This window comes from Flavipsychrobacter stenotrophus (assembly GCF_002954265.1).
In the GTDB taxonomy this organism is placed as follows: Bacteria; Bacteroidota; Bacteroidia; order Chitinophagales; family Chitinophagaceae; genus Flavipsychrobacter; species Flavipsychrobacter stenotrophus.
The window spans coordinates 993,765-1,015,473 of sequence record NZ_PPSL01000003.1 but is presented as its reverse complement, the minus strand read 5'-3'; the positions used below and the strand labels follow the sequence as shown (position 1 = coordinate 1,015,473).

The following is a 21,709-nucleotide window of genomic DNA, read 5'->3' as shown; positions in this document are numbered from 1 at the left end:
TCGCTTAAAAATATTCTAGCTAACCAACCCGAGAACAGCGCTAGTAGCAGCTCTTGTCTTTTCGAGCAGATCCGCATCGGCTGCCAATGAAAGACCATAAGATGGGATCATGGTTTTCATTTTCGCCGTCCATTCAGTTGAATTCATTTTCTCTTTGAAGCATGTTTCTAATAGTCCCAGCATAATAGATACTGATGTAGAGGCTCCGGGCGATGCCCCCAGCAAGGCCGCGATGCTACCATCTGCGGCACAAACTACCTCAGTGCCGAATTCCAGCACACCACCCTCTTCTTCATCTTTCTTTATTACCTGTACCCGCTGGCCTGCTATCTTCAATTCCCAGTCTTCATCTCTAGCATCGGGGAAATACTCACGCAGTTCGTTCATCCTGTCTTCCTGCGATTGTATGACCTGACTGATCAGGTATTTTGTCAGGGGGATATTGTGTATACCTGCTTCTATCATTGGAATGATATTGCCCGCCTTTATTGAAGTGACCAGATCAAGATAAGACCCTTCTTTCAGGAATTTGGTAGAAAAGCCTGCATATGGACCAAATAACAATTCACGCTTACCATCTATGACACGTGTATCCAAATGTGGAACCGACATAGGCGGCGTACCCACCGATGCCTTACCATACACTTTAGCATGATGCTGTTCAATGATAGTATCATTTGTGCACTTCAACCATTGCCCGCTTACCGGGAAACCGCCATAGCCCTTGCTTTCAGGAACGTGCGATTTTTCTAACAACGGCAATGATCCGCCACCTGCACCTATGAATACAAACTTAGTTTTGATCTTTTTGTGCGTATCTGTAATTTCATCTTTTACATGCACCAACCAATTGCCCGATTCATCTTTGTCCAGGTGCCTCACTTCATGTCTCAGGTGCAATTCTATACTATCCTGCAAACATAAGTATTGAAACAGCCCCCTTGTAAGTGCACCAAAATTCACATCAGCACCAATATCTATTTTAGTAGCTGCAACTTTTTGTTGAACATCCCTGTGCTGCATTACCAATGGTATCCATCCCGCGATGTGGCCATGATCATCTGAAAACTGCATTTCTTTATAAAAATGATGCTGTTTCATTGCCTCAAAACGCTTTCGAAGGAATTCAGTGTTTTCATCACCCCATACAAAGCTCATATGCGGCACACTATGTATAAATTCATCGGCACTCTTCAGACACTTTGCACCAAGCAAATAAGCCCAGAATTGCTTCGATATTTCAAACGACTCAGTGATATGCAATGCTTTAGAAATATCTATTGTGCCGTCACTTTTTTCAGGTGTATAATTCAACTCGCATAGTGCCGAGTGGCCTGTACCTGCGTTGTTCCAGGCATCAGAACTTTCTGCCGCTACCATATCCAGCCGCTCAAATATTTGAATTCGCAGAGTAGGGTCAAGCTCCTTTAGTAATACACCAAGGGTAGCACTCATTATGCCAGCACCAATTAATACAACATCTGCTTCGCCCGTAACCGGATGGTCAAATAACATAGATCAAGTTTTATGCACTAAAATTATCTTAAAAACTGTTCCCTTAGTCAACAGCGTACATTCTGATACCCATAAAATAAATTACTACCTTCATGGCCTGATGAAAGACGGCATTATTCCCATACTTCTATTGATCTCCGTTATCGTTGCAACAGTAATGTTCAGCAACAAAATAAACGGGAAAACAGACGATGTAGACAAAATGGAAAAGGCATTGGCCGGAACTCACAACTTCATTGCGCCGGGCAGCAACATTTCGTTTCAGAATGTCCCAAATAAAAATGAACTGCACTTCTGGGCAAGGCTGGCACTTGCGCCCAGTTACCTTACCAATAAAGCTGACCGATTTGATACAGTGCTGACTATTTGCAATACTGACAAATGCGATAGTATAAAAATGTTGCTAAAAACAAACAACAGAAATACGTTGTGGCAAAACAACGATGACCAGTATTGTTACTTTTTAACCACAAGCCACTTACCGTAAATGGAATTAAGTAACAGATATATATTGTTCGTATTAGCCTCATTGGGCGCGATAAGCTGCATATATTTTCTATGCCTGCTGGCTGCATTGCCAATTGCTGTTCCCGCAGTTATTAGCGCAGCCACCTGTTACTTTTTATACAGGTGGATGGTGCCAGACAATAGCCCCGATATCTACGTTAAAAAAAGAACCAGCTGGCTGGCACTCAGTGCGTTCACCATCGGTCTGGCAATGATCGCTCAGAACGCCATTAATGCCGCAGAAAAGCATGGCGGCTGGGATGCATGGGCTATATGGAACCTGCATAGCCATTTTGTCCAATCTCCCGTCCATTGGAAAGTAATGTTCCGAAATGTAGAGAACGACCATCCCGATTATCCTTTGTTTCTGCCTGCATTGAATGCATTCTGGGGAAGGCTAACAATTGATAAGTTTAGCCTGATGATCCCTTTTATCATGAGTATAATCGTTACGGTTGCTGCGCCTGCACTTGTATTCGTAGAGTTTATGAAACGAAATTTGCTCATTGCATCGCTTGCGCTTTTTCTGTTCGCGTATAATGCTTTCTACATTTCCTGCGGCACATCACAATATGCCGATCCATGGCTGGGCATCTTCTTCCTTGCAGCAATGGTGTGCATGGATCATGTAAAAGAAAACAAGAAGTATATTGCCTTTTCTGCCGCATTCCTGGGGTGCTGCATCTGGACAAAAAACGAAGGCGCCATACTGGCTGCTATATTCATCCTGTTCTATGCCAACAGGTTCTTTGCAAGGAAATATATTAAGCTCACAGTAGCAGGTATAGCTTTGCCACTAGCGTGTTTCATTCTATTCAAATCTATCGTACCCAACAGCAACGACCTGGTATCAGGACTTAACGGACATACCTTTAATCAGATCTTTGAGAAGGAACGTTACATGATCATCTATGAGAACTTCTTCCGCAATCTTAAGGAGCATTACCCCTATTTCAAAGGCATATTTATTACTTATATGCTGCTTTGTTTCTTGCGCCGTAAGTGGCCAGACAAGCAAATGGCTGTAGTTATAACCTGCCTTATTGCCTATAATGCTATATACCTGCTTACCAAATATTCGGTAGAATGGCATGTCATTACGTCTCAGGACAGGCTGATGGTGCAGTTAATGCCTGCAATGGTCTATGCGTTCGCATTAAATTTTGCAGGGGATGGAGGACAACAAAGAAATCAGTTTAGCTTTAAGGTAATGTAAGGTTGGCTTATAGCAGAGATTTGACAACTTTTTAGAAAGTTGTCAAATCTGATATTATATAGCTAACACACGTGCAGCGGATTATCATAGTTGTCGCTTTGATCTTCGTCTACCGAGCTATCAATGCACTTAAAGTCCTTTTCCAACAGCAGGAATAACTGCTTGCCTTCGCCTATATCCATGTAATGACCATATCCTACTTTCTCTGTAGCCACCCATTCGGCCACCATATCGGCAGGAACGAACATGGACATGGTATTACCCTCAAATCCGGCCGATAGCGAAGCTATTTCTTGTTTATTATGCAGCGCGTATCTAAAGGCAACATTGCTGCCAAACTCTGTTAGCTCTTCCAGATAACCTTCTCTACCCAATGTATCTACTTCTGTCCTGCTAAGCCTTATGCGGATAGAATTGCCTTTAATACGGATTTTCATTACTACAAAATTATGAAACGATTCTTTGTGCGCCTGAATAAATATTGAATCTTTCGCCCCTCAGGAACCCTATAAGTGTGATGTTCCATTCCTCGGCCATCTGCACCGCCAGGCTGGAGGGCGCGCCTACCGCGGCTATCATTTTCACACCTGCCATGGCTGCCTTCTGTACCAGTTCAAAACTAGCTCGGCCACTCAAGAGTAATATATGAGATGATAGAGGAAGTACACCGGAGCTTAGTGACGCGCCTATCAGCTTGTCGAGCGCATTGTGTCTGCCCACATCTTCCCGTAGATTCAACAGATGGGCCTGAGCAGTGAATATGGCACATGCATGTAATCCCCCGGTTTGCTCAAAAACAGCTTGCTTGTCGCGTAGTATGCCCGGCAGAGAAATGATGCGTTCAGCAGTACATTGCAAATCATCATAAGGATAATCTCCGGGCACATCACAATAGGTCTTCACCGCATCAATAGAGGCCTTGCCGCACACACCACAACTCGATGTAGTATAGAAATTTCTGTCGAGCTTATTTAATGTAGGTACTATATGGTCTTTCAGCGAAACAGTGACTATGTTATCGTTTGTGATTGATACAGTTGCAATATCATCGGAGGAAGTAATAATGCCCTCTGTAAACAAAAAACCCATTACTAACTCCTCATCATTACCGGGCGTACGCATGGTTACGGAGATATTTTTCTCTGTTCGCTTTCCGTCGAGTAAAAATGCCAATCTTATTTCCAGTGGCTCTTCTACAGCCAATATATCATTGGCGCCAGACACGCTGCCGGCGGCAACCTTAATAATATTTGTAGACGATGTAGACTGCATCAGCTGGGTATCAATTATAAAGCAAATTACGAAACAATTACGGCACTGAGTTAAACAACAACGCCCGTCTCTAAGAACGGGCGCTAATATTTATTTGCAGCAGGGAAATTATTTTTCCTTGTTACCAAACTTCAGTTTGTAATCATTAATGCTGTGCATCAATATCTTCTTAGCCAAACGGGCATTCTGGAAATCTTCGATCTTAACCACCTTATTTTCCAGGCGCTTATACTCTTCAAAGAAGTGACGCAGCTCATCCATAAAGTATGGTGGCAGTTCGCTTATATCATTGATGTGTGCAACGCTCATATCATTAGCGCAAACAGCTATCAACTTATCATCAGCTTCGCCCTGATCAAACATACGCATAACGCCTATGATCTTCGCCTCAACAATACACATTGGCTGCATATCGATCTGCGACAATACCAATATATCTAACGGGTCATTATCATCGCAATAGGTCTGTGGAACAAAACCATAGTTGGCCGGATAATAAACGGAAGAGTACAATACTCTATCCAGTTTCAACATACCGGTTTCTTTATCTAATTCGTACTTAGCCCTCGAATTACGGGGGATCTCAATTACTGCAGTTACTACATCAGGTACATTACTTCCGTAGCTGACAGAATGCCATGGGTTAAAATTGCTCATCTTTTCAATTAAATATAGTCTGCGAAATTAATGCCTTTTGCTTTGTTCTCCCGCTTTTTTACTATAAAACGAGTGTAGATAACAAGTAATTAATAGTAAAACGCTTCGTTTTTGATTGTTACAACATTCATATACAAAAGGTTCAACACATAAAACGCCACTAACAAGACTAGCCTACACTCTTTATCAACTCCATAAACTCCTGCTCTGTAAGAATATTTACTGTGCCCAACTTCTTTGCTTTTTCGAGTTTGGATCCTGCATCTTCTCCCACAATCAGGTAGTTGAGCTTGGCACTTACGCCCCCCAATATAGCTCCACCCTTTTCTTCCACCATAGCCTCGGCATCACTACGCTTGAACTGACTAAGGGTACCGGTAAACAAAAAGGTTTTCCCAGTAAGCGCACCATCTACCGGCTGTTGTCCTTTCAACTGATTGACAAGATTTACGCCGGCAGCGTCCAGCTTGTCTATCATATGCCTGTTTTCCTCCCTATTGAAAAAGTCGGCAACAGATGTGGCCACCTTTGGACCAATATCTTCAAGAGAGATCAGTTTGTCTATGTTCCAATCGTAGAGTTCCCGAAGGTTCATTATTGCACTCGCCAACGTCTTTGCGGTTGTCTCGCCCACAAAACGGATACCCAACCCAAAGATCAGCCTGTTCAAAGTTTGTGTCTTTGACTGCTCTATGGCCTGCTGCATATTGGTAATAGACTTGTCGCCAAAACCACCCAATGCCCGCACTTTATCCCAATCTATCGTGTATATCGAAGGAATGTCTGTCAGTATACCCTGCTCATAAAATTTCTGAATATTGGCACCACCCAGGTTACGGATATCCATTGCATCTTTACTCACATAGTGTATCATGCGCTCCGCTACCTGCACCGGGCAATTGATGTTGATGCAACGCCATGCTGCTTCTTCCGGTTGTTTCTCCAGTTCAGACTCACATACGGGGCAGTTCTTAGGGAATTGTATTATCTCCTCATTGCCTGTACGTAGCTCTGTAAGCGGCTTTACAATATACGGTATCACATCACCTGCCCGCTCTACCAATACAGTATCACCTATACGCACATCTTTCTCTCTTACCACGTCTTCATTAAACAACGAGACAGATGAAACTGTAACACCGCCAATAGGCACAGGCTCTATTTTAGCCACCGGTGTTATTGCCCCCGTTCTGCCTACCTGGTATTCTACTCTTAATAATTTACTGGTAGCCTGCCTGGCCTTAAACTTATAGGCCACTGCCCAGCGCGGATGGTGAGATGTCATCCCCATACGTTCCTGCATTGCAAAGCTATTCACCTTTATTACCAGACCATCCACTTCAAACTGCAGACTATCTCTTTGTTGCTCAAACTCACTGCAATAAGCTATTACCTGGTCAATATGGGTAAACACCTTCATCTCTTTGGCGGGAGTTGGAAAGCCCATATTATACAACCATTGCAATGAATTATAGTGTGTATCTAATCCTTCGGGCCTGGTTGTGCCAGCCGCCAGGGTATAATCACTTATGTGATACAATATAGCGCTCAATCCGCGTTTGCGTACCTCTGCAGGATCAAGTATCCTCAATGTACCTGACGCTGCATTGCGGGGATTGGCCAATGGAGGCTGCCCTTCTGCAATACGTTGTTTATTGAAAGCTTCAAATACATTTTTATGTATCACTACCTCACCTCTTATCTCTATCTGTTCTACCCCCTTTGCCACCAAAGTAGCTGACAGTGGTAATGATTTTATCTGGCGGACGTTAATTGTCACATCTTCTCCCATTATACCGTCTCCACGGGTAGCGCCTCTGCTTAGTGCGCCATTTTCATAAATGAGCGATACACTTGCGCCATCATATTTTGGCTCTACACAATACTCCACTACATCGGCACCTGCAAGCTCTCTGCACTTCCTGTCCCAATCGTTAAGATCATCTGCATTATAGGTGTTATCAAGGCTCAGCATCGGCACCAGGTGGCTCACAGTAGGGAAGCGCTCACTTATACCCTTGGCTATACGCTGAGTTGGCGAATCGGCCGAAACTAATTCGGGGTTCTTGTCTTCTGTATGTTTTAATAGCTTGAATAAGGCATCATATTCCTGGTCGGCCAGTACCGGGTTACTCTGTACATAGTATTTCCAGTCGGCATAGTTGATCGCCTCTTTCAGCTGGTCAATTGCATGTTCTGCATTCATGCCTGCAGATTCCGTCAATAAGTGTTTGGCCTGTTCATAAAGGCGCATTTCATCCTGTTGCGTGTACATAGATTGCAAAGTAAAGAATTATTAGGGGAAGGCGGAAAACGACTAATCGCTTTTCAGGTTAAGGCTGGAAGAATTACCGGCTCTGATCGCGGGATACCAGGCCGCAAGGAATCCAATGCCCATTATAGTAACTATCACCAGCAGAGAATCAGAGAATACGAGCTTTACCGGGAAGGCACTCATAAGGAAACTGCCTCTCAGTTTTATTAGTTCAAAGTGTTGTTGCAGAAAACATACGGTACACCCAAGGGCAATGCCTATTATTCCTCCTGCCGACGACCACAACACCCCTTCAAGTAAAAACACCGTTCTTATTAACCCGGGCGTGGCGCCCATTGCCCGTAATATAGCTATGTCTTTTTGCTTACCTACTACCAGCATAGACAAGGCACCTACCATGTTGAATGAAGCGATAAGCAGTACAAAAAGCAGTATCATGTAGATGATCCACTTCTCACCTCCCATCATGGCGTATAGGTTTTTATTCTGATCGGCTATATCTTCTACTTTATAGGTATTGCCCAGCTTCTGTTGCAGCGTTTTTTTTATGTCACCGATCTTTGTAGAATCTGCCTTTATTTCTATTGATGAGTATTTACCTTGTGCATGCAGCAACTCCTGCACCTGTGCCAGAGGTGCTATAACATACTTATCGTCAAATTCTTCATCCACATTAAATATGCCTGCAGGATGCACTTTCAGCGATTGTAATGCGTTGAGCGGATCGGTTTCCGGGTTAGCTATTTCAGGATTGGCGTAGTATAGCTGCACATAATTAAATGAATTCTCCACTCCCGAGCGCAACGCATCAGCAACACTTACACCCAATATAGCCGTGTTCATCGCTCCACCCGAAACACTATCCACACCCTCTATAATATAATCACCAAGCCGGTTTACTTTAAAATAGCTGTTCTCTACCCCCTTTACTATCACTACTTTCTGCTGTTTAGAACTGCCGGTCATTTCATCGCCATCGCCTGCCAGTGCATTATCTTCAATAACGGGAGATACAAACAGTACTCCGTTGATCTTCTTTATTTCATCAAGCCCTATTGCAGAAGCAGGAAAGAATTTACCTCTTACTATTGATATTTTGATGTCGGGACAAAAGGCTTTATGATTATCTTTTACAAAAGCGTCAAAGCCATTGAATACTGAGAACACTACGATCATTGCAGCGCTGCATACTGCAATTGCAGCCATGCTGATACGCGAAAGCAAAGGCACCGCATTAGCAGTGCCCTTGCCACGAAAGTATCGGGCAGCAATCGTCCATATCATGGATCTATTCACCTGTATTTTCTTTCAAGGCTTCCCGCGATATACGCTCCTCTTCTATTTTTTTGAAAATGTCATTCATCTTTTCAACGTGGTCAAGCGTATCATCTTCATAAAATGTAAGATTAGGAATTCTACGCAATTGGTTCTTCACCCTCGATCCTAATGCTTTGCGCCATTCCCCAGTTCTATCTGTTATTTTATGCAGCAGGTCAGTAGCATTTTTGATCTTGAAAAAGCTGAGGTACACTCGTGCTTCCAGCAGATCCGGCGTCACCATCACCTTGGAGATAGACACCATACCACCCTCTATTATGTTTATTCCTTCCTTCTGAAAGATATCACTCATTTCTTCTGCGATCAGTTGCCCAACCTGTTTTTGCCTTTTATTTTCTTCCATAACATGTCAAAGATAATAATAAAGCAGCGGTATGGGTCTGAATGAACGCAAATGAGGCTAAAATCCTACTACTTTATAATTTATTTATCAACCGGCACAAAATGTAGCCCCCTATGTTCCAGTACTTTAGCGCAACTCTGGCAGAATCCGTTTTCATCGTCTTTGTGATTACCACCTTCGGCATCGCGCATATAGCAATATTTTTGGGGACAATGCGGCAACCCCATGTTGTGCCCAAGTTCGTGCAGACAAAGCTTGTAAAGCTGCTCATCTTCTTTTGTTTTATTCAGGCGAAACGTCGAAACCACACAACCATTACCAGGTTGGAAACCCAAACCCATAATACCCCAATCTGCCACCTTACCCTTTGTAGTACTTATATCTTTAGATGTTATCCCTATATATAATATAGTATCTGCAGAGCGCTGCCTTAGCCAGTATATAATTGTATCGGCCTTGTACCGTCCTCTGGTTTTAATCCATGCATTAGCTGGTAATGGCAGGGAACTTGCTATCCGCAGATCAGGAATATCCATTTTTATTTTATTGTATATCCGCATCGCCTGACCGGGCGGCAGATCGTCAAATGGCTGTAAACATAGACTGTAGTTCCCGGTGTAAATATTGACGATTTGTTTTAGAGGCTTATATAAATAATAAGCGCATAGACAGATCAGAAATAACAATATACCCCAAACAACCTTTTTCATTCAACAATGTTATGCAAAAACAGATGTGCCACACTTTTGAAGTGTGGCACATCTGCTTAAATGGGAGTTAATTTTATTGTTTCAGCCACTTCAATACGGCAGAGCCATCAGCATTGCCTACCCTTATAATATATATTCCAGATGTCAGACCTGGTGCGTTAAATTGCTTCCTGTCCGATCCCCCTGCCCAGTTTTCCTGTAGAAGCAGACGGCCCGTAGCATCATAGACACGGACATCAAGATTGGCATTTAGTATCTGTGATGCATATAAGGTAAAGGCGTCATTACCCGATTGAGATACCGCATAACGGGTATCTGTCGAAGCAATCTCTACCACACCTAAAGTATGCACAATAGCATTTGATGCACCCTTACAGCCACCCGAATCTACTATTACCTGGAAACTACCTGTACCTGTGTAAGTATAAGTATTGTTTGTTGCACCAACAATCGCAGTATCATTTTTTGTCCATTGGTAGGTAGTATAGGTTCCGCTTACAGTTAAAGTATGCCCGGTTGCAGTAATTACAGGATGCGGAGCAGGATTAACGGTAATGGTAGCCATTGCAGAGTCGAAACTGAGGGCACCATAAACAAGTAAAGCTATACTTGATGTACCCGAAGCAGGAAAGCAAGTAGTAAATGGAGAAATAGTGGACGTTGAAATACTTGCACCCGGAACTATCCAGCGGATACTATCTATAGTACCTGTAGATGTGCTGGTAAATGTGATGCAACTGTCTTCACAAATAGTAGTTGCACTTTTTGTGAACGACGCATTTACACCGGTAGTAGTTGACGGCGTAGACAAATTAACACTATCAACTGCAAATGAGGGGTCTGTACCGGTACCATCATCATTGTTTACCCAACGGAAACCAATTTTGACATTAGGGTTATTATTTGCGCTGGTCGGCAAGGCAATAGAATAATGTGTCCACAACCCTTGTCCTCCGCAAGCTGCCGATACCGGCGTTTTAGGGGTATTTACCAAGAGGCTCCATGTAGTACCACCGTCAGCAGAATAATATACGCTTGCATCGTCTGAAGTACCTTGTCCATTTTCAATATAATTGAATGCAAGATTGATATTAATTTTACCGGTGCAATTTATTGTTGGAGATTCAGCCCGGCGATCAGTTTGCGGACAAGCAATAATTCCGCAAAGACCACCAGCATCATAAGTGGCTCCATTATCGCCACCTGTAATTGAAGACGGATTAGCTCCAATATGAAGCGAGGCTCCGGTAACTGTTGCTCCTGTAGCACAGGCCGTGCCGCATGCGCCTGCAGTATGTCCATTTTCCGCACAGCTTACATAAAAGACATTGGGGTCGGCTCCTTCAGTTCCCGTAACGCTTAATGTCCAGCCACCATAAGAAGTGATCAGCGCACCTGCTGTTGAGCCGCTTTCAAAGTTCTCCACCCAGAATATCTGGGCTTTAGCGCTGAATGACCCGATCAGCAGAAATAATGATAATAGAGTAGTTAGTTTTTTCATTTTATAGTTGTTTTACTAAAAATACTTAAAAAACTATATAAACATCAAAAACAATTCTATTTTTTTATTCTATAATTTTCGCTATTACTAAGCAGTTTACAAAACGGCCTCCACTTTATACCCTGCACTTCACAGCAAATTGACCACCCCGGTTTTGCCGGGAAGATGCCCTGCACCTACGGCAAAGAAGATTGAGTTTTTAGTCATCTTAATTCTCATTCGGTCTATCCACCTTTTATTTCTGTCATCCAGCAATACACGCATGTCATCTCCCTGGCCTTTAACGGTTGTAATCTTATCGTAAAGCACAGTCAATTGCTGCTTTTTGTAGGCCATAACCATGTCATTATACTCTTTCTTATTTTTTGTAAAATCCCTCACGCCTTCAAAAACCTCTTTTGCCACACTATCAGACGACATACTGTCCAATGCCCCTATTTGCTCCGATGGATCTTCAAGGCCTAAAACTTCCTTTTCGGAGGCCTTCGCAATCTTCATGATCGTTTCTTCATAGGACACGGGATTCGTGCAACGGGTAGTTTTCATACTAATGATACTTTCCAGCGCTATGGGTTTCATTTGCTGTAACATCCCAATATCCATACCTACCGAGTCTTTCATAAATTTTTTCAGCTGCTGGTACTGCTCCGGTGTATAATAGTCCTTAAGCTTCCGCCCATCAGTGGCAATAAAACCATTACTGGCAGACATCATCAACTTAGTATCGTCCAGGTCCATCTCAAAACAAACCTTTTCGCACGCCGACAGGCTTTGCTTCATCTTGTCGGTCCACAAATAATCTTCAGGACAGATCAGGTGAATAGTGCCAAAAAGATAAGATGGTTTTGCCAGCCCATTACCACTTATTCGCCATAAAAGCGATTGCTCATTAGGGCCATTTTGGGCACCACAATGAATATGAACAAATATTATAGCAAACGCCAGCAAAAGGATCTTCCTCATTTTATAAAGATAGCGTTTACAGCCATTTATTCATTCAGACAACCTGTAATTTTACGCCTATCCTTATTCTTTCATTAACAAGGCATTTCATAAATTTGCTATCAGATGAAATCATTCAATGTACCGGTACACTACCGCAGCCCGCTGGTAACAGCTATAAAGCAGAAAAGAAAAGCTGATGATAAGATGAAAAAAGACTTCACCCCAACGGTTCTGGAGTTAGGTTCTTTGCATATAGTCATGGCTCGTCATTTCGGCTTTTGCTACGGTGTGGAAAATGCCATCGAGATCGCATTCCGGGCTGTTGAAGAAAATCCGGGTAAGCGTATTTTCCTGCTGAGTGAAATGATCCATAACCCCGGCGTAAATGCAGACCTGCAGGCCTTGGGCATACAATTCATCATGGATACCAAAGGCAAAATGCTTATGAGCTGGGATGAATTGACACCTGAAGATGTCGTTATTATTCCAGCATTTGGCACTACGCTGGAAACCGAACAGATACTTCGCGAAAGAGGCATCAACCCTACCCTGTACGAAACAACTTGCCCATTTGTAGAAAAGGTCTGGAATCGTGCAGGAAAAATTGGCGATGATGGCTATACTATCATTGTTCACGGCAAACCGGGACATGAAGAAACAAGGGCTACTTTCTCCCACAGTAAAGCACACACGCCTACTATAGTGGTGAAAGATATGAGCCAGGCAGAATTACTCGGCCAGTATATTTCACGATCACTCCCTGCTGATCAATTTTACGAAGATTTTAAGGGGCAGTTTTCCGAAGGATTTGATGTTACTAAAGATTTAGAACGTATTGGTGTGGTGAACCAGACAACCATGCTGGCTAGTGAAACACAGGCTATTGCCGACTATCTGCGTGAGGCTACGCTCGACCATTTTGGCACACCGTCAAACAAAGCAAGTGAGCGCGTTGCGGACACACGTGATACGCTTTGCTATGCCACCAACGACAACCAAAGCGCTGTGGCAGGAATGCTGGAAACAGATGCTGATTTTGCCTTTGTTATTGGAGGATACAACAGCTCAAACACATCTCACCTTGTGGAGCTTTGCGAACTAAAACTGCCTACTTATTATATCAGCGACGAACATTGCATTGTTTCAGCAAACGAGATCAGACACTATAATATGCACACTCATCAGGAGGAAACCACACAAGGGTACCTTCCTGTCTTTACGCCAATAAAAGTTATGATCACCTCGGGCGCGTCTTGCCCCGATGCGCTTGTAGAACGTGTTATTGCAAAGCTTGCAAACATTACCGGCAACATAGTTAATACAGACAAGCTTATTGCAGAGTGGTCTTGATCAATGACCGACTTCGGTAGTTTTATAATAGTTGAATACTCTTACCCAATCAGCTACACCATCACCGGTCTTGTCAATAAAGATCATTGTGCTCCCGGCGTCTTCCGTCTGGTTGGCTCTTAATTCAGTGTACTTATTGCCGGGGTACTGTATGCACATCCATTTGTCCCTTGCTACCCTGTCATACCTGCGTACGATGGTACTGACAGGCAAGAATTGCTTAACGCCATTAGTGTCCTTATAGGTATGAAAGGAATCAGTGTATTCTTTAAATTCTGAATAGTAACGCACCTGCTCATAATCATTTACATATTTTATCAGGCTGTCGTGCTTATCGTAGCACCTGAATATAAACATGGTATCCCTGCTGAAACGTGGCGAGGCTGAATAAAAATCGGGCACACTATAGAAAGTGGAATCTAATTGTGCTGCAGTTGTGGCCTTGATGGAATGCTTAGGAGCTTGCCCATTTGCGTCTTTCGAAATAATGCACACCATCATAATTAAACCCACAAATATCAAAGTTGTTCTGTCCAATTCTATTAGTTATGATTCGTATAAATTTAGACCTCCAAAAATATATCTGTAAGGTCCATTGAAAATCCCCGCAATACGGAAGAGGTAACTATATCTCCTTCAAAAACAGCGCCCAGTTGTCAGAACGCCCTCGCTGAATCGCGGGCAGCCCCTTGAGCCACGCTCAGAAAAGGCATCGTTGCCCGGAGTAAGACAATAGTGTGGGTATATTACGCATATTGCAAAAAACTACAACAAACAAAAATACAAAACATAAGCACTAGTATTATATAAAAAAATGCGCACTGCAATTTAGTTTATTTGCAATATGCCTTTATATACCCCTCAGCATCACTGTCACCCATTTCCCTGCCTTTCTGCAAGTCTTCGCAGCCATTGCCCGTGCTTGTTAGCATCACTTTTGCCAACCCTCTGCCAGTATAACTCCCTGCGTCATTGGGCGAGAGGTTTATTGCACTATTAAAATCTGAAATGGCCTTTTTGTAATCTTTAAGCGTTATTTGGGTAAGGCCCCTGTTATAATATGTCTCAGCTATTTTATTGTGGCTGAGCCTTATCGCTTCAGAATAGTCTTCTAACGCTCCTGTGTAATCTTCATTTTTTGAGCGTGTGTTAGCCCGGTTGGAGTAAAATTCGTATCTATCCGGGCTTATTGCAATAGCACGAGTATAATCTTCTATTGCTGCGTCAAAGTTTTGTAACGAATCATATATATTACCCCTACTGTTATACCCTCTTGCATTTTCCGGTTGTATCTCCAGTGATTTATTGGCGTCGGTCATAGCCTCCTTCAATTGGCCCATTCTTAGCCTGACAATTGACCTGTCAATATAACCTCCGGCGCGTTCAGGGTGAGCCTTAATAGCAATATTAATATCCGGGATTGCGGCTTCATAATCCCGGATCCATACTCTGGCATTGCCTCTCATGCCGTAATAACTTACATTATCAGGTTCTAACTCTATTGCTTTATTGAAATCGGGAATAGCGTTTGCACCATAGTTCATCTTAAGTTTCGACATTCCACGAAGTGCGTAGGCATAGCCATTATCAGGCTGTAGTGCAATGACCATAGTAAAATCAGCCAATGCTCCTTCATAGTCTGCTAACCGGTATTTTGCATATCCACGTGCAATATATGCCTCAGTATATTGTTCATCGCCGGAAATCGCAAGGGTATAAAGGGTAACAGCGTCTTTCAGAGAATTAACGCTGTCCTTTTCCCTGCCCTGCCGATAATAATCTCTCGCCGACTGACCGTTTACCGCGGAAAAAATAAGGCAACTAACCAAAAAACAAAGCAGATTCTTCATATAGATAGTTAGGAAAATAGAAGTAAGTGAAATTGATTAAATAATGGAACAGGGTGTTAGTACATACTTCTATGTAAACAGCATATAGTTTTAACTATATGCTGTTCACATGCTTTAAAGCTTTCTACCCCAGCTCCACCACCAGATCATTGGTATTTACCAACGTTCCTCCGGTAAGTTCTATATGCTTTATCATTCCATCAACAGGAGAGGTGATAATGGTTTCCATCTTCATCGCTTCAATGATAAATAGCTGCTGGTTCTTCTTCACCACGTCATCTTTCTTAACCAATAACTTACTCAGCATTCCTTGAAGCGGAGCACCGATCTGTTTATCATTGGCCTTATCTATCTTTTTGTTTTCCTTGTGCTCTACTTTCACAGCCCTGTCACGCACTTCTATATTACGTGTCTGGCCATTGAGTTTAAAGAATACAGTTCTGTTGCCCTTTTCATCAATGTTACCTATGCTCAGCAAGCGGATCAACAACGTCTTACCCTTAGCTATCTCAATTGTCGTATCCTGCCCTTCTTTCATACCGTAGAAGAAGTATTTGGTGGGAACTACAGACACATCTCCATACAGGCGTACAAACTTCAGGTAATCCTCATAAACCTTTGGATAGAACTTGTAAGAAAGGAAGTCACACAGGTTCAGATCTTCACCAAACTTGGCCTTGAAAGCAGCCAGCTCCACATCAAAATCTATGGGCGGTAAGTGCTTGTTAGGCCTGTCATTAAATGGGGTTCTGTTCTTAAGAATGATATCCTGCAACTGCTTAGGGAATCCACCTTCAGGCTGGCCTATTTCACCCATAAAGAACTGCTGTACAGATTCGGGGAATGATATATTCTCGCCCTTTTCCATCACATCTTCTTTACTCAATCCGTTAGCCACCATGAACTGTGCCATATCGCCAACTACCTTTGAGCTCGGCGTTACCTTCACTATGTCTCCAAACATGTCATTGACAGTAGCATACATATCTTTGATCTGCTCAAATTTATCGCCCAAACCCAGTGCTATTGCCTGCGGTTTCAGGTTACTATACTGGCCACCTGGTATCTCATGATGGAATACCTCCGCAGTGCTCGCCATCAGCCCGCTTTCAAACGGATAATAGTATCCGCGTACTGCTTCCCAATACGTACTGAATTGGTTGAGCAGTTTAACATCATACGGATTCTCACGCTCATGGAATCGCATCATCTCCACAATAGAGTTGAAATTAGGCTGCGATGTCAGACCCGACAATGAACCTAATGCGCAATCAATCACGTTTACACCAGCTTCTACCGCCATCAGGTAAGTAGCAGGTTGCAGTGCCGATGTATCATGCGTATGCAGGTGTATGGGCAGCTTCACAGTATCTTTCAATCCTTCAATGAGTTCCTTTGCAGCATACGGTTTCAACAGGCCAGACATGTCTTTGATGGCCAGTATATGCGCACCCGCATTTTCCAGATCCTTAGCCAGTCGCAGGTAATATTCCAGTGTATATTTAGTCCGTTTAGGATCCATTATATCACCTGTATAACACAATGATCCTTCGGCCAATCCACCTGTACGCTTACGTACCATTTCTATGCATGGCGCTATATTCGGCATCCAGTTAAGCGAATCAAATATGCGGAAAATATCTACACCCTTCTCCCACGATTTTTCTACAAATTTCTCTATCAGATTATCGGGATATGCTGCATAACCGACACCATTACAACCGCGTATAAGCATCTGCAACAGTATGTTGGGTGCAGCAGCACGTATTGCCTCCAGTCTCTTCCATGGGTCCTCATTCAGGAAGCGCATGCACACATCAAAAGTAGCACCTCCCCATACCTCCAGACTGAATGTTTGTGGGAATGCAATAGCAAAGCTCTTTGCCACCTTAAGCATATCCCAGCTACGCATACGCGTAGCCAGCAAGCTCTGGTGCGCATCGCGCATGGTAGTATCGGTATAATGTATCTTCTTTTCGTTCTTCAGCCACTCGCTGAATTTATCCGGACCAAGTTCGGTCAACAGGTCTTTGGTACCTTTTTGATACGGTTGATGGGTATCAACGGGTGGTAATATCGGCTTCTCAAATACTTTGTTAGCGTCCTTTACTTTTACGTCTGGGTTACCATTTACTGTCACATCTGCCAGGTAGCCCAACATTCTGGTACCCCTATCCTGGCGCTCAGATATGTTGAATAATTCCGGATGCTCCTGTATGAAATTCACCGTTGCATTACCCGAGATGAATCCTTCGTTGGTGATCAGATTTTCAAGAAACGGAATATTGTTCTTCACACCGCGTATACGGAATTCGCGCAGCGCTCTATGCATCTTTAAAGTAGCATCTCTCAGTGTGTTACCGGAGGTACTCACCTTCACCAGCATAGAGTCGAAGAACGGACTGATCTTCATACCCGGATAGGTGCTGCCCTCATCAAGCCTTACACCAAAACCGGTTGCATTACGATAGGTAACCAATGTCCCGTAATCAGGCTTAAAGTCATTGGTTGGATCTTCAGTTGTAATACGGCACTGTATGGCAAAACCGATCTTAGGTATCTTATTCTGGTCGCCCAATCCTATCTCAGGATCAGATAGTTTGTGGCCCGACGCGATAAAGATCTGCGTCTTTATGAGGTCAACACCGGTAATCATTTCGGTAACAGTATGTTCCACCTGTATACGCGGATTAACTTCAATAAAGTAGATATTTTCATTGCTATCTACCAGAAATTCTACGGTACCAAGATTGTTATAGTTTACTGCCTTTGCAATATTCACTGCATAAGTGTATAGTTTGTCAAGCGCACCCTGGCTCAATGTAGCCGATGGCGCCATTTCCACCACTTTTTGGAATCTGCGCTGCACAGAGCAGTCGCGCTCATAAAGATGGACAATATTACCAAAGCTATCAGCCGCTATCTGTATCTCTATATGTTTAGGGCGTTCTACAAATTTTTCAAGAAATACAGTATCATCACCAAATGCATTCTTCGCTTCACTACGCGCTTCCGGGAACGATTTATTCAGATCTTCATCGCTGCGTACTACACGCATGCCACGTCCACCACCGCCCGATGCTGCCTTCAGCATTAGCGGGTAACCTATACGGTTTGCTTCGCTGAGTGCCGTCTCTATATCGTTCAGCTCGCCTACATTACTTTCTATAAGTGGTATACCTGCCTTTTTAGCTACTTCTTTTGCAGTAACCTTATCGCCAAGCGCCGCCATTGCCTCTGGGCGCGGACCGATAAAGATGATACCCTTTTCGCCGCATTTGCGGGCAAAAGTTGCATTCTCAGACAAAAAGCCATAACCCGGATGTATTGCGTTTGCCCCGCAATCAAGCGCCACCTGTATGATCTCATCCATATCCAGGTATGGCTTTAACGGATCAGTGTCCGCACCTACCTGGTAAGCCTCATCGGCTTTATACCTATGTAATGAATATCTATCTTCATAAGTAAAAATGGCCACCGTAGGTATATGCAACTCTGTAGCTGCACGCGAAATACGAATGGCAATTTCTCCTCTGTTGGCAATCAGTAATTTCTTTATGGTCATATTGTTTCTTGAGTGGCGTGGAATAATACAACAAATATAATCCTACCAACATTAGTTTTCGAGGTATTTTGTATCAAATTATCATTATAATAATAAACATACATTTCACACAAGTTTATAGGCCGCTGCGCATGCTATTTATCTTCTTCATTTTCCTCAGCCCCACCTTCCGGTTACTCTTTGTGTATCTACTAGTCATGAATTTAATAAAAAAGCACTATATTGTATAACTAACAATTAAAATCATTAATTTCAGCAATATATATTTATATTCTTAAAAGTAGATTAAATGAAGAGACTACTACAATTAACAGCAGCATTATCTCTCGGGGTAATGTCCTATCAGGCCGATGCTCAGACACCATTTTCCACAATGGACTTTGTCAACATCAACAATATCAAAGCCTCAGTATTGGTACATGGCGATATGTGGTGGGATCCTGTTTCTCAGGCATCACAGTGCTTTTATCCTGCTACATCTACCAAAAATATCAGCTTTGCGGGCGCACTATGGATGTCGGGCTATGATGCAGGATCGCAGTTACACATTTCCTCACAGATGTATCGTCAGAACGGCAATGATTACTGGCCCGGCCCGCTCGATGCAAGTGATACACTTACTTATGCCACATCAACAGATTGGGCTAAGATCTGGAAGATCAACAGAACAACTATAGACACATTCATTGGTTTATCCACACACACAGTTCTCAATACTTCACCTTCTATCCTCAGATGGCCGGGTAAAGGCAATACTTATGCGCAGGGTAACGCCGGCGCATCATTGACCATTACACAAGACATGGCCCCATTCGTAGACCTTAACAGCAATGGTATATATGAACCCTTGCAAGGTGAATACCCCAAAATAAATGGCGACCAGGCGCTTTGGTGGGTATTCAGCGATAATGGCCCAACGCATACTGAATCTAAAGGCAAGCCACTTGGTGTAGAGATACATACTATGGCTTATGCATATAAAAGAGGAACGCTGGTAGACAATATCATTCTTTACGAATACTCTATCATCAACAAATCGCCCAACACCTACACTAACTTCAGGATAGGTCAGTTTGCCGATATGGACCTGGGCACATATTCTGATGATTATATTGGATTCGATTCTGCCCACCGAATGGGCTATACGTACAATGGTGCAGCAATAGACGGAGTATACGGTGCTAATATGCCGGTAGCAGGTGTCACCATGATCGTTCTGCCGGGGGATGCATATCCCGCGTATGTACCGGCCGGTAGCTTTGCCTACTTCAACAACGATACCCTTTCGCCGGTAGGTAACCCGGGCATTGATACCGAATACAACAACTACCTCCGCTCTAAAATAAAAACAGGAGTTCATTTCTCGAATGACTTTACTACAACAGGTCTTCCTACTGTTGGTTATGGTTCGGGCCCGCTAACGGATTACGTGTTCCCCGGCGACCCAACAGTAAATACACAGTGGTCTGAATGTAGCTCTACAAACACTGCAGGCGACCGACGCTTTGTAATTACCAGTAACGATTTTACTCTTTCTCCCGGTGCCGTTCAAAAAGTAGTAATGGGCCTGATATCTACACCCGAAGGGCTGAACGCATGCGGAGATGCAGGCTTTAGTCTGACGGGCATTCATAACCTGGCTGACACCGCATGGAACTTGTTCCTCAACCCAATAGCACCTGTCTCCGTAAATACACCGACTATTGACAATGCTATCAGCGTATTTCCTAATCCTGGTCACGACAAAATAACTGTGCACTTATCGGGCACTATCGATGGTGCGGCAACAGTAAGTATTTACAACACAATGGGCCAACTGGTAATGCACGGTCGCGATCTTAACGCTATCAATACATTTGATGTAAATAATTTGCCGGCTGGGGTATACTATCTGAAGTATACCAACAAGCAAACACAAACTTCAATCTCGTTTATTAAGCAATAAAATTTCCCCCATAAACAACGAGGGTGTGTCTGATCAGACACACCCTCGTTGTTTATAACCGTTACTAGTACTGTATACTTACAATCCTTTAAACAACTCTTCAATATCCAGAGAAAATCCCGGCATAATTTCAGTCGTTGCAATATCACCAACAGCTAATGCGCGCTTTGGAACGTATTTTCCGTCCTCCAGCTTGTTTATTTGTACTGTATGATAAACAGGGTCAACGATCCAATACTCTTTTACTCCCGCCTCCTCATAAACATCAAACTTATTCCTGATCTCCTTCTTATTGTTGCCCGGTGAAAGTACCTCAACAACCAGATCAGGCGCACCCAAACAACCTCTCTCTTCAATTTTTGAAGGATCACAGATCACACAAAGATCTGGCTGCAGCACAGTAATGATGTCCTCATCTTTACTTGTTTTCCTTGGCAACCTCACGTCAAAGGGGGCAAAAAACACCTCGCACGTTTTACCGGATAGATAATTACCAATGGCTATATGCAAACGGGATGCAAGACGCTGATGCGTAGATGATGGTGCAGGACTCATCTTAAATACAACTCCCTTAATTAGCTCCACTCTTTCGTCAAACTTCCATTTGTAGTAATCTGCGTAAGTGTATAGTTTATTGAGATCAAGATCCGCCAGTTGCATAAAGTAACATTTTTACAAATTTAAGGATGAAAATTGAAAAGGGCCACCGATAACGGTGGC

Annotated in this window: 18 protein-coding genes; 4 read left to right on the top strand and 14 right to left on the bottom strand. The window is 43.2% G+C overall.

Annotated elements, in window-relative coordinates; translation table 11 throughout:
* Positions 1-15: 15 nt before the first annotated feature.
* Entirely contained in the window at positions 16-1,515 is a 1,500-nt protein-coding gene (locus tag CJD36_RS14280; RefSeq protein ID WP_105039859.1) for a malate:quinone oxidoreductase, read from the bottom strand.
* Positions 1,516-1,615: 100 nt separating this feature from the next.
* Here CJD36_RS14280 and CJD36_RS14275 point away from each other — a divergent pair, with 100 nt between their 5' ends.
* Both CJD36_RS14275 and CJD36_RS14270 read left to right on the top strand, forming a co-directional pair.
* Positions 1,616-2,002 carry a hypothetical protein gene (locus tag CJD36_RS14275; protein ID WP_105039858.1) on the top strand — a complete coding sequence of 129 codons (387 nt, stop codon included), beginning with the start codon at positions 1,616-1,618 and terminating at the stop codon, positions 2,000-2,002.
* Positions 2,003-3,238 (top strand): hypothetical protein, encoded by a 1,236-nt coding sequence (locus tag CJD36_RS14270; RefSeq protein ID WP_105039857.1) that lies wholly within the window; start codon positions 2,003-2,005, stop codon positions 3,236-3,238.
* 62 nt (positions 3,239-3,300) lie between these two features.
* Here CJD36_RS14270 and CJD36_RS14265 read toward each other — a convergent pair whose 3' ends face one another.
* The 9 genes from CJD36_RS14265 to CJD36_RS14225 form a co-directional block, all read right to left on the bottom strand.
* The gene (locus tag CJD36_RS14265; RefSeq protein ID WP_105039856.1) at positions 3,301-3,675 is read right to left on the bottom strand and encodes a DUF7009 family protein; all 375 of its coding nucleotides are present in this window, start codon (positions 3,673-3,675) and stop codon (positions 3,301-3,303) included.
* A 10-nt stretch (positions 3,676-3,685) separates the two neighbouring features.
* Positions 3,686-4,510: a formate dehydrogenase accessory sulfurtransferase FdhD gene (gene fdhD, locus CJD36_RS14260; protein ID WP_105039855.1), complete on the bottom strand. Its 825-nt coding sequence runs from the start codon at positions 4,508-4,510 to the stop codon at positions 3,686-3,688.
* Between the two features lie 108 nt (positions 4,511-4,618).
* Positions 4,619-5,167 carry an inorganic diphosphatase gene (locus CJD36_RS14255; protein ID WP_105039854.1) on the bottom strand — a complete coding sequence of 183 codons (549 nt, stop codon included), beginning with the start codon at positions 5,165-5,167 and terminating at the stop codon, positions 4,619-4,621.
* A 169-nt stretch (positions 5,168-5,336) separates the two neighbouring features.
* Entirely contained in the window at positions 5,337-7,442 is a 2,106-nt protein-coding gene (ligA, locus tag CJD36_RS14250) for an NAD-dependent DNA ligase LigA (protein WP_105039853.1), read from the bottom strand.
* A gap of 42 nt (positions 7,443-7,484) precedes the next feature.
* Positions 7,485-8,738, bottom strand: a complete 1,254-nt coding sequence (locus tag CJD36_RS14245) for an FtsX-like permease family protein (RefSeq protein WP_133162653.1) — start codon at positions 8,736-8,738, stop codon at positions 7,485-7,487.
* Positions 8,731-9,123, bottom strand: coding sequence for a 30S ribosome-binding factor RbfA (gene rbfA / locus CJD36_RS14240; protein ID WP_105039851.1), 393 nt, complete (start codon positions 9,121-9,123; stop codon positions 8,731-8,733). The genes CJD36_RS14245 and rbfA overlap by 8 nt, the downstream gene beginning before the upstream one ends.
* Before the next feature lie 80 nt (positions 9,124-9,203).
* Positions 9,204-9,833: a Zn-dependent protease gene (locus tag CJD36_RS14235; RefSeq protein ID WP_105039850.1), complete on the bottom strand. Its 630-nt coding sequence runs from the start codon at positions 9,831-9,833 to the stop codon at positions 9,204-9,206.
* A 73-nt stretch (positions 9,834-9,906) separates the two neighbouring features.
* Positions 9,907-11,334, bottom strand: a complete 1,428-nt coding sequence (locus tag CJD36_RS14230) for a T9SS type A sorting domain-containing protein (protein ID WP_105039849.1) — start codon at positions 11,332-11,334, stop codon at positions 9,907-9,909.
* Between the two features lie 129 nt (positions 11,335-11,463).
* Complete coding sequence (locus CJD36_RS14225) at positions 11,464-12,297, bottom strand: TraB/GumN family protein (protein WP_105039848.1); 834 nt, start codon at positions 12,295-12,297, stop codon at positions 11,464-11,466.
* A gap of 105 nt (positions 12,298-12,402) precedes the next feature.
* On the opposite strand from CJD36_RS14225, the gene CJD36_RS14220 reads away from it, so the two are divergent.
* Positions 12,403-13,629: a 4-hydroxy-3-methylbut-2-enyl diphosphate reductase gene (locus CJD36_RS14220; protein ID WP_105039847.1), complete on the top strand. Its 1,227-nt coding sequence runs from the start codon at positions 12,403-12,405 to the stop codon at positions 13,627-13,629.
* Here CJD36_RS14220 and CJD36_RS14215 read toward each other — a convergent pair whose 3' ends face one another.
* From CJD36_RS14215 to CJD36_RS14205, 3 genes are all read right to left on the bottom strand, one after another.
* A complete protein-coding gene (locus CJD36_RS14215; protein ID WP_133162652.1) occupies positions 13,630-14,166 on the bottom strand; it encodes a hypothetical protein in 537 nt (178 codons plus the stop codon).
* Between the two features lie 296 nt (positions 14,167-14,462).
* Positions 14,463-15,479 carry a tetratricopeptide repeat protein gene (locus tag CJD36_RS14210; RefSeq protein ID WP_105039845.1) on the bottom strand — a complete coding sequence of 339 codons (1,017 nt, stop codon included), beginning with the start codon at positions 15,477-15,479 and terminating at the stop codon, positions 14,463-14,465.
* A 124-nt stretch (positions 15,480-15,603) separates the two neighbouring features.
* Complete coding sequence (locus tag CJD36_RS14205; RefSeq protein ID WP_105039844.1) at positions 15,604-19,044, bottom strand: pyruvate carboxylase; 3,441 nt, start codon at positions 19,042-19,044, stop codon at positions 15,604-15,606.
* Between the two features lie 289 nt (positions 19,045-19,333).
* On the opposite strand from CJD36_RS14205, the gene CJD36_RS14200 reads away from it, so the two are divergent.
* Positions 19,334-20,989 carry a T9SS type A sorting domain-containing protein gene (locus CJD36_RS14200; RefSeq protein ID WP_105039843.1) on the top strand — a complete coding sequence of 552 codons (1,656 nt, stop codon included), beginning with the start codon at positions 19,334-19,336 and terminating at the stop codon, positions 20,987-20,989.
* Positions 20,990-21,067: 78 nt separating this feature from the next.
* Here CJD36_RS14200 and CJD36_RS14195 read toward each other — a convergent pair whose 3' ends face one another.
* Complete coding sequence (locus CJD36_RS14195; protein WP_105039842.1) at positions 21,068-21,649, bottom strand: Uma2 family endonuclease; 582 nt, start codon at positions 21,647-21,649, stop codon at positions 21,068-21,070.
* Positions 21,650-21,709 lie beyond the last annotated feature (60 nt).

What these genes read in the sequence shown, in the direction of transcription:
- ligA (WP_105039853.1), bottom strand. Translation starts at nt 7,442, where the DNA reads ATGTACACGCAACAGGATGAAATGCGCCTTTATGAACAGGCCAAACAC.
- CJD36_RS14225 (WP_105039848.1), bottom strand. Translation starts at nt 12,297, where the DNA reads ATGAGGAAGATCCTTTTGCTGGCGTTTGCTATAATATTTGTTCATATT.
- CJD36_RS14235 (WP_105039850.1), bottom strand. Translation starts at nt 9,833, where the DNA reads ATGAAAAAGGTTGTTTGGGGTATATTGTTATTTCTGATCTGTCTATGC.
- CJD36_RS14210 (WP_105039845.1), bottom strand. Translation starts at nt 15,479, where the DNA reads ATGAAGAATCTGCTTTGTTTTTTGGTTAGTTGCCTTATTTTTTCCGCG.
- CJD36_RS14270 (WP_105039857.1), top strand. Translation starts at nt 2,003, where the DNA reads ATGGAATTAAGTAACAGATATATATTGTTCGTATTAGCCTCATTGGGC.
- CJD36_RS14200 (WP_105039843.1), top strand. Translation starts at nt 19,334, where the DNA reads ATGAAGAGACTACTACAATTAACAGCAGCATTATCTCTCGGGGTAATG.
- CJD36_RS14255 (WP_105039854.1), bottom strand. Translation starts at nt 5,167, where the DNA reads ATGAGCAATTTTAACCCATGGCATTCTGTCAGCTACGGAAGTAATGTA.
- rbfA (WP_105039851.1), bottom strand. Translation starts at nt 9,123, where the DNA reads ATGGAAGAAAATAAAAGGCAAAAACAGGTTGGGCAACTGATCGCAGAA.
- CJD36_RS14195 (WP_105039842.1), bottom strand. Translation starts at nt 21,649, where the DNA reads ATGCAACTGGCGGATCTTGATCTCAATAAACTATACACTTACGCAGAT.
- CJD36_RS14280 (WP_105039859.1), bottom strand. Translation starts at nt 1,515, where the DNA reads ATGTTATTTGACCATCCGGTTACGGGCGAAGCAGATGTTGTATTAATT.
- CJD36_RS14265 (WP_105039856.1), bottom strand. Translation starts at nt 3,675, where the DNA reads ATGAAAATCCGTATTAAAGGCAATTCTATCCGCATAAGGCTTAGCAGG.
- CJD36_RS14230 (WP_105039849.1), bottom strand. Translation starts at nt 11,334, where the DNA reads ATGAAAAAACTAACTACTCTATTATCATTATTTCTGCTGATCGGGTCA.
- CJD36_RS14275 (WP_105039858.1), top strand. Translation starts at nt 1,616, where the DNA reads ATGAAAGACGGCATTATTCCCATACTTCTATTGATCTCCGTTATCGTT.
- CJD36_RS14220 (WP_105039847.1), top strand. Translation starts at nt 12,403, where the DNA reads ATGAAATCATTCAATGTACCGGTACACTACCGCAGCCCGCTGGTAACA.
- fdhD (WP_105039855.1), bottom strand. Translation starts at nt 4,510, where the DNA reads ATGCAGTCTACATCGTCTACAAATATTATTAAGGTTGCCGCCGGCAGC.
- CJD36_RS14205 (WP_105039844.1), bottom strand. Translation starts at nt 19,044, where the DNA reads ATGACCATAAAGAAATTACTGATTGCCAACAGAGGAGAAATTGCCATT.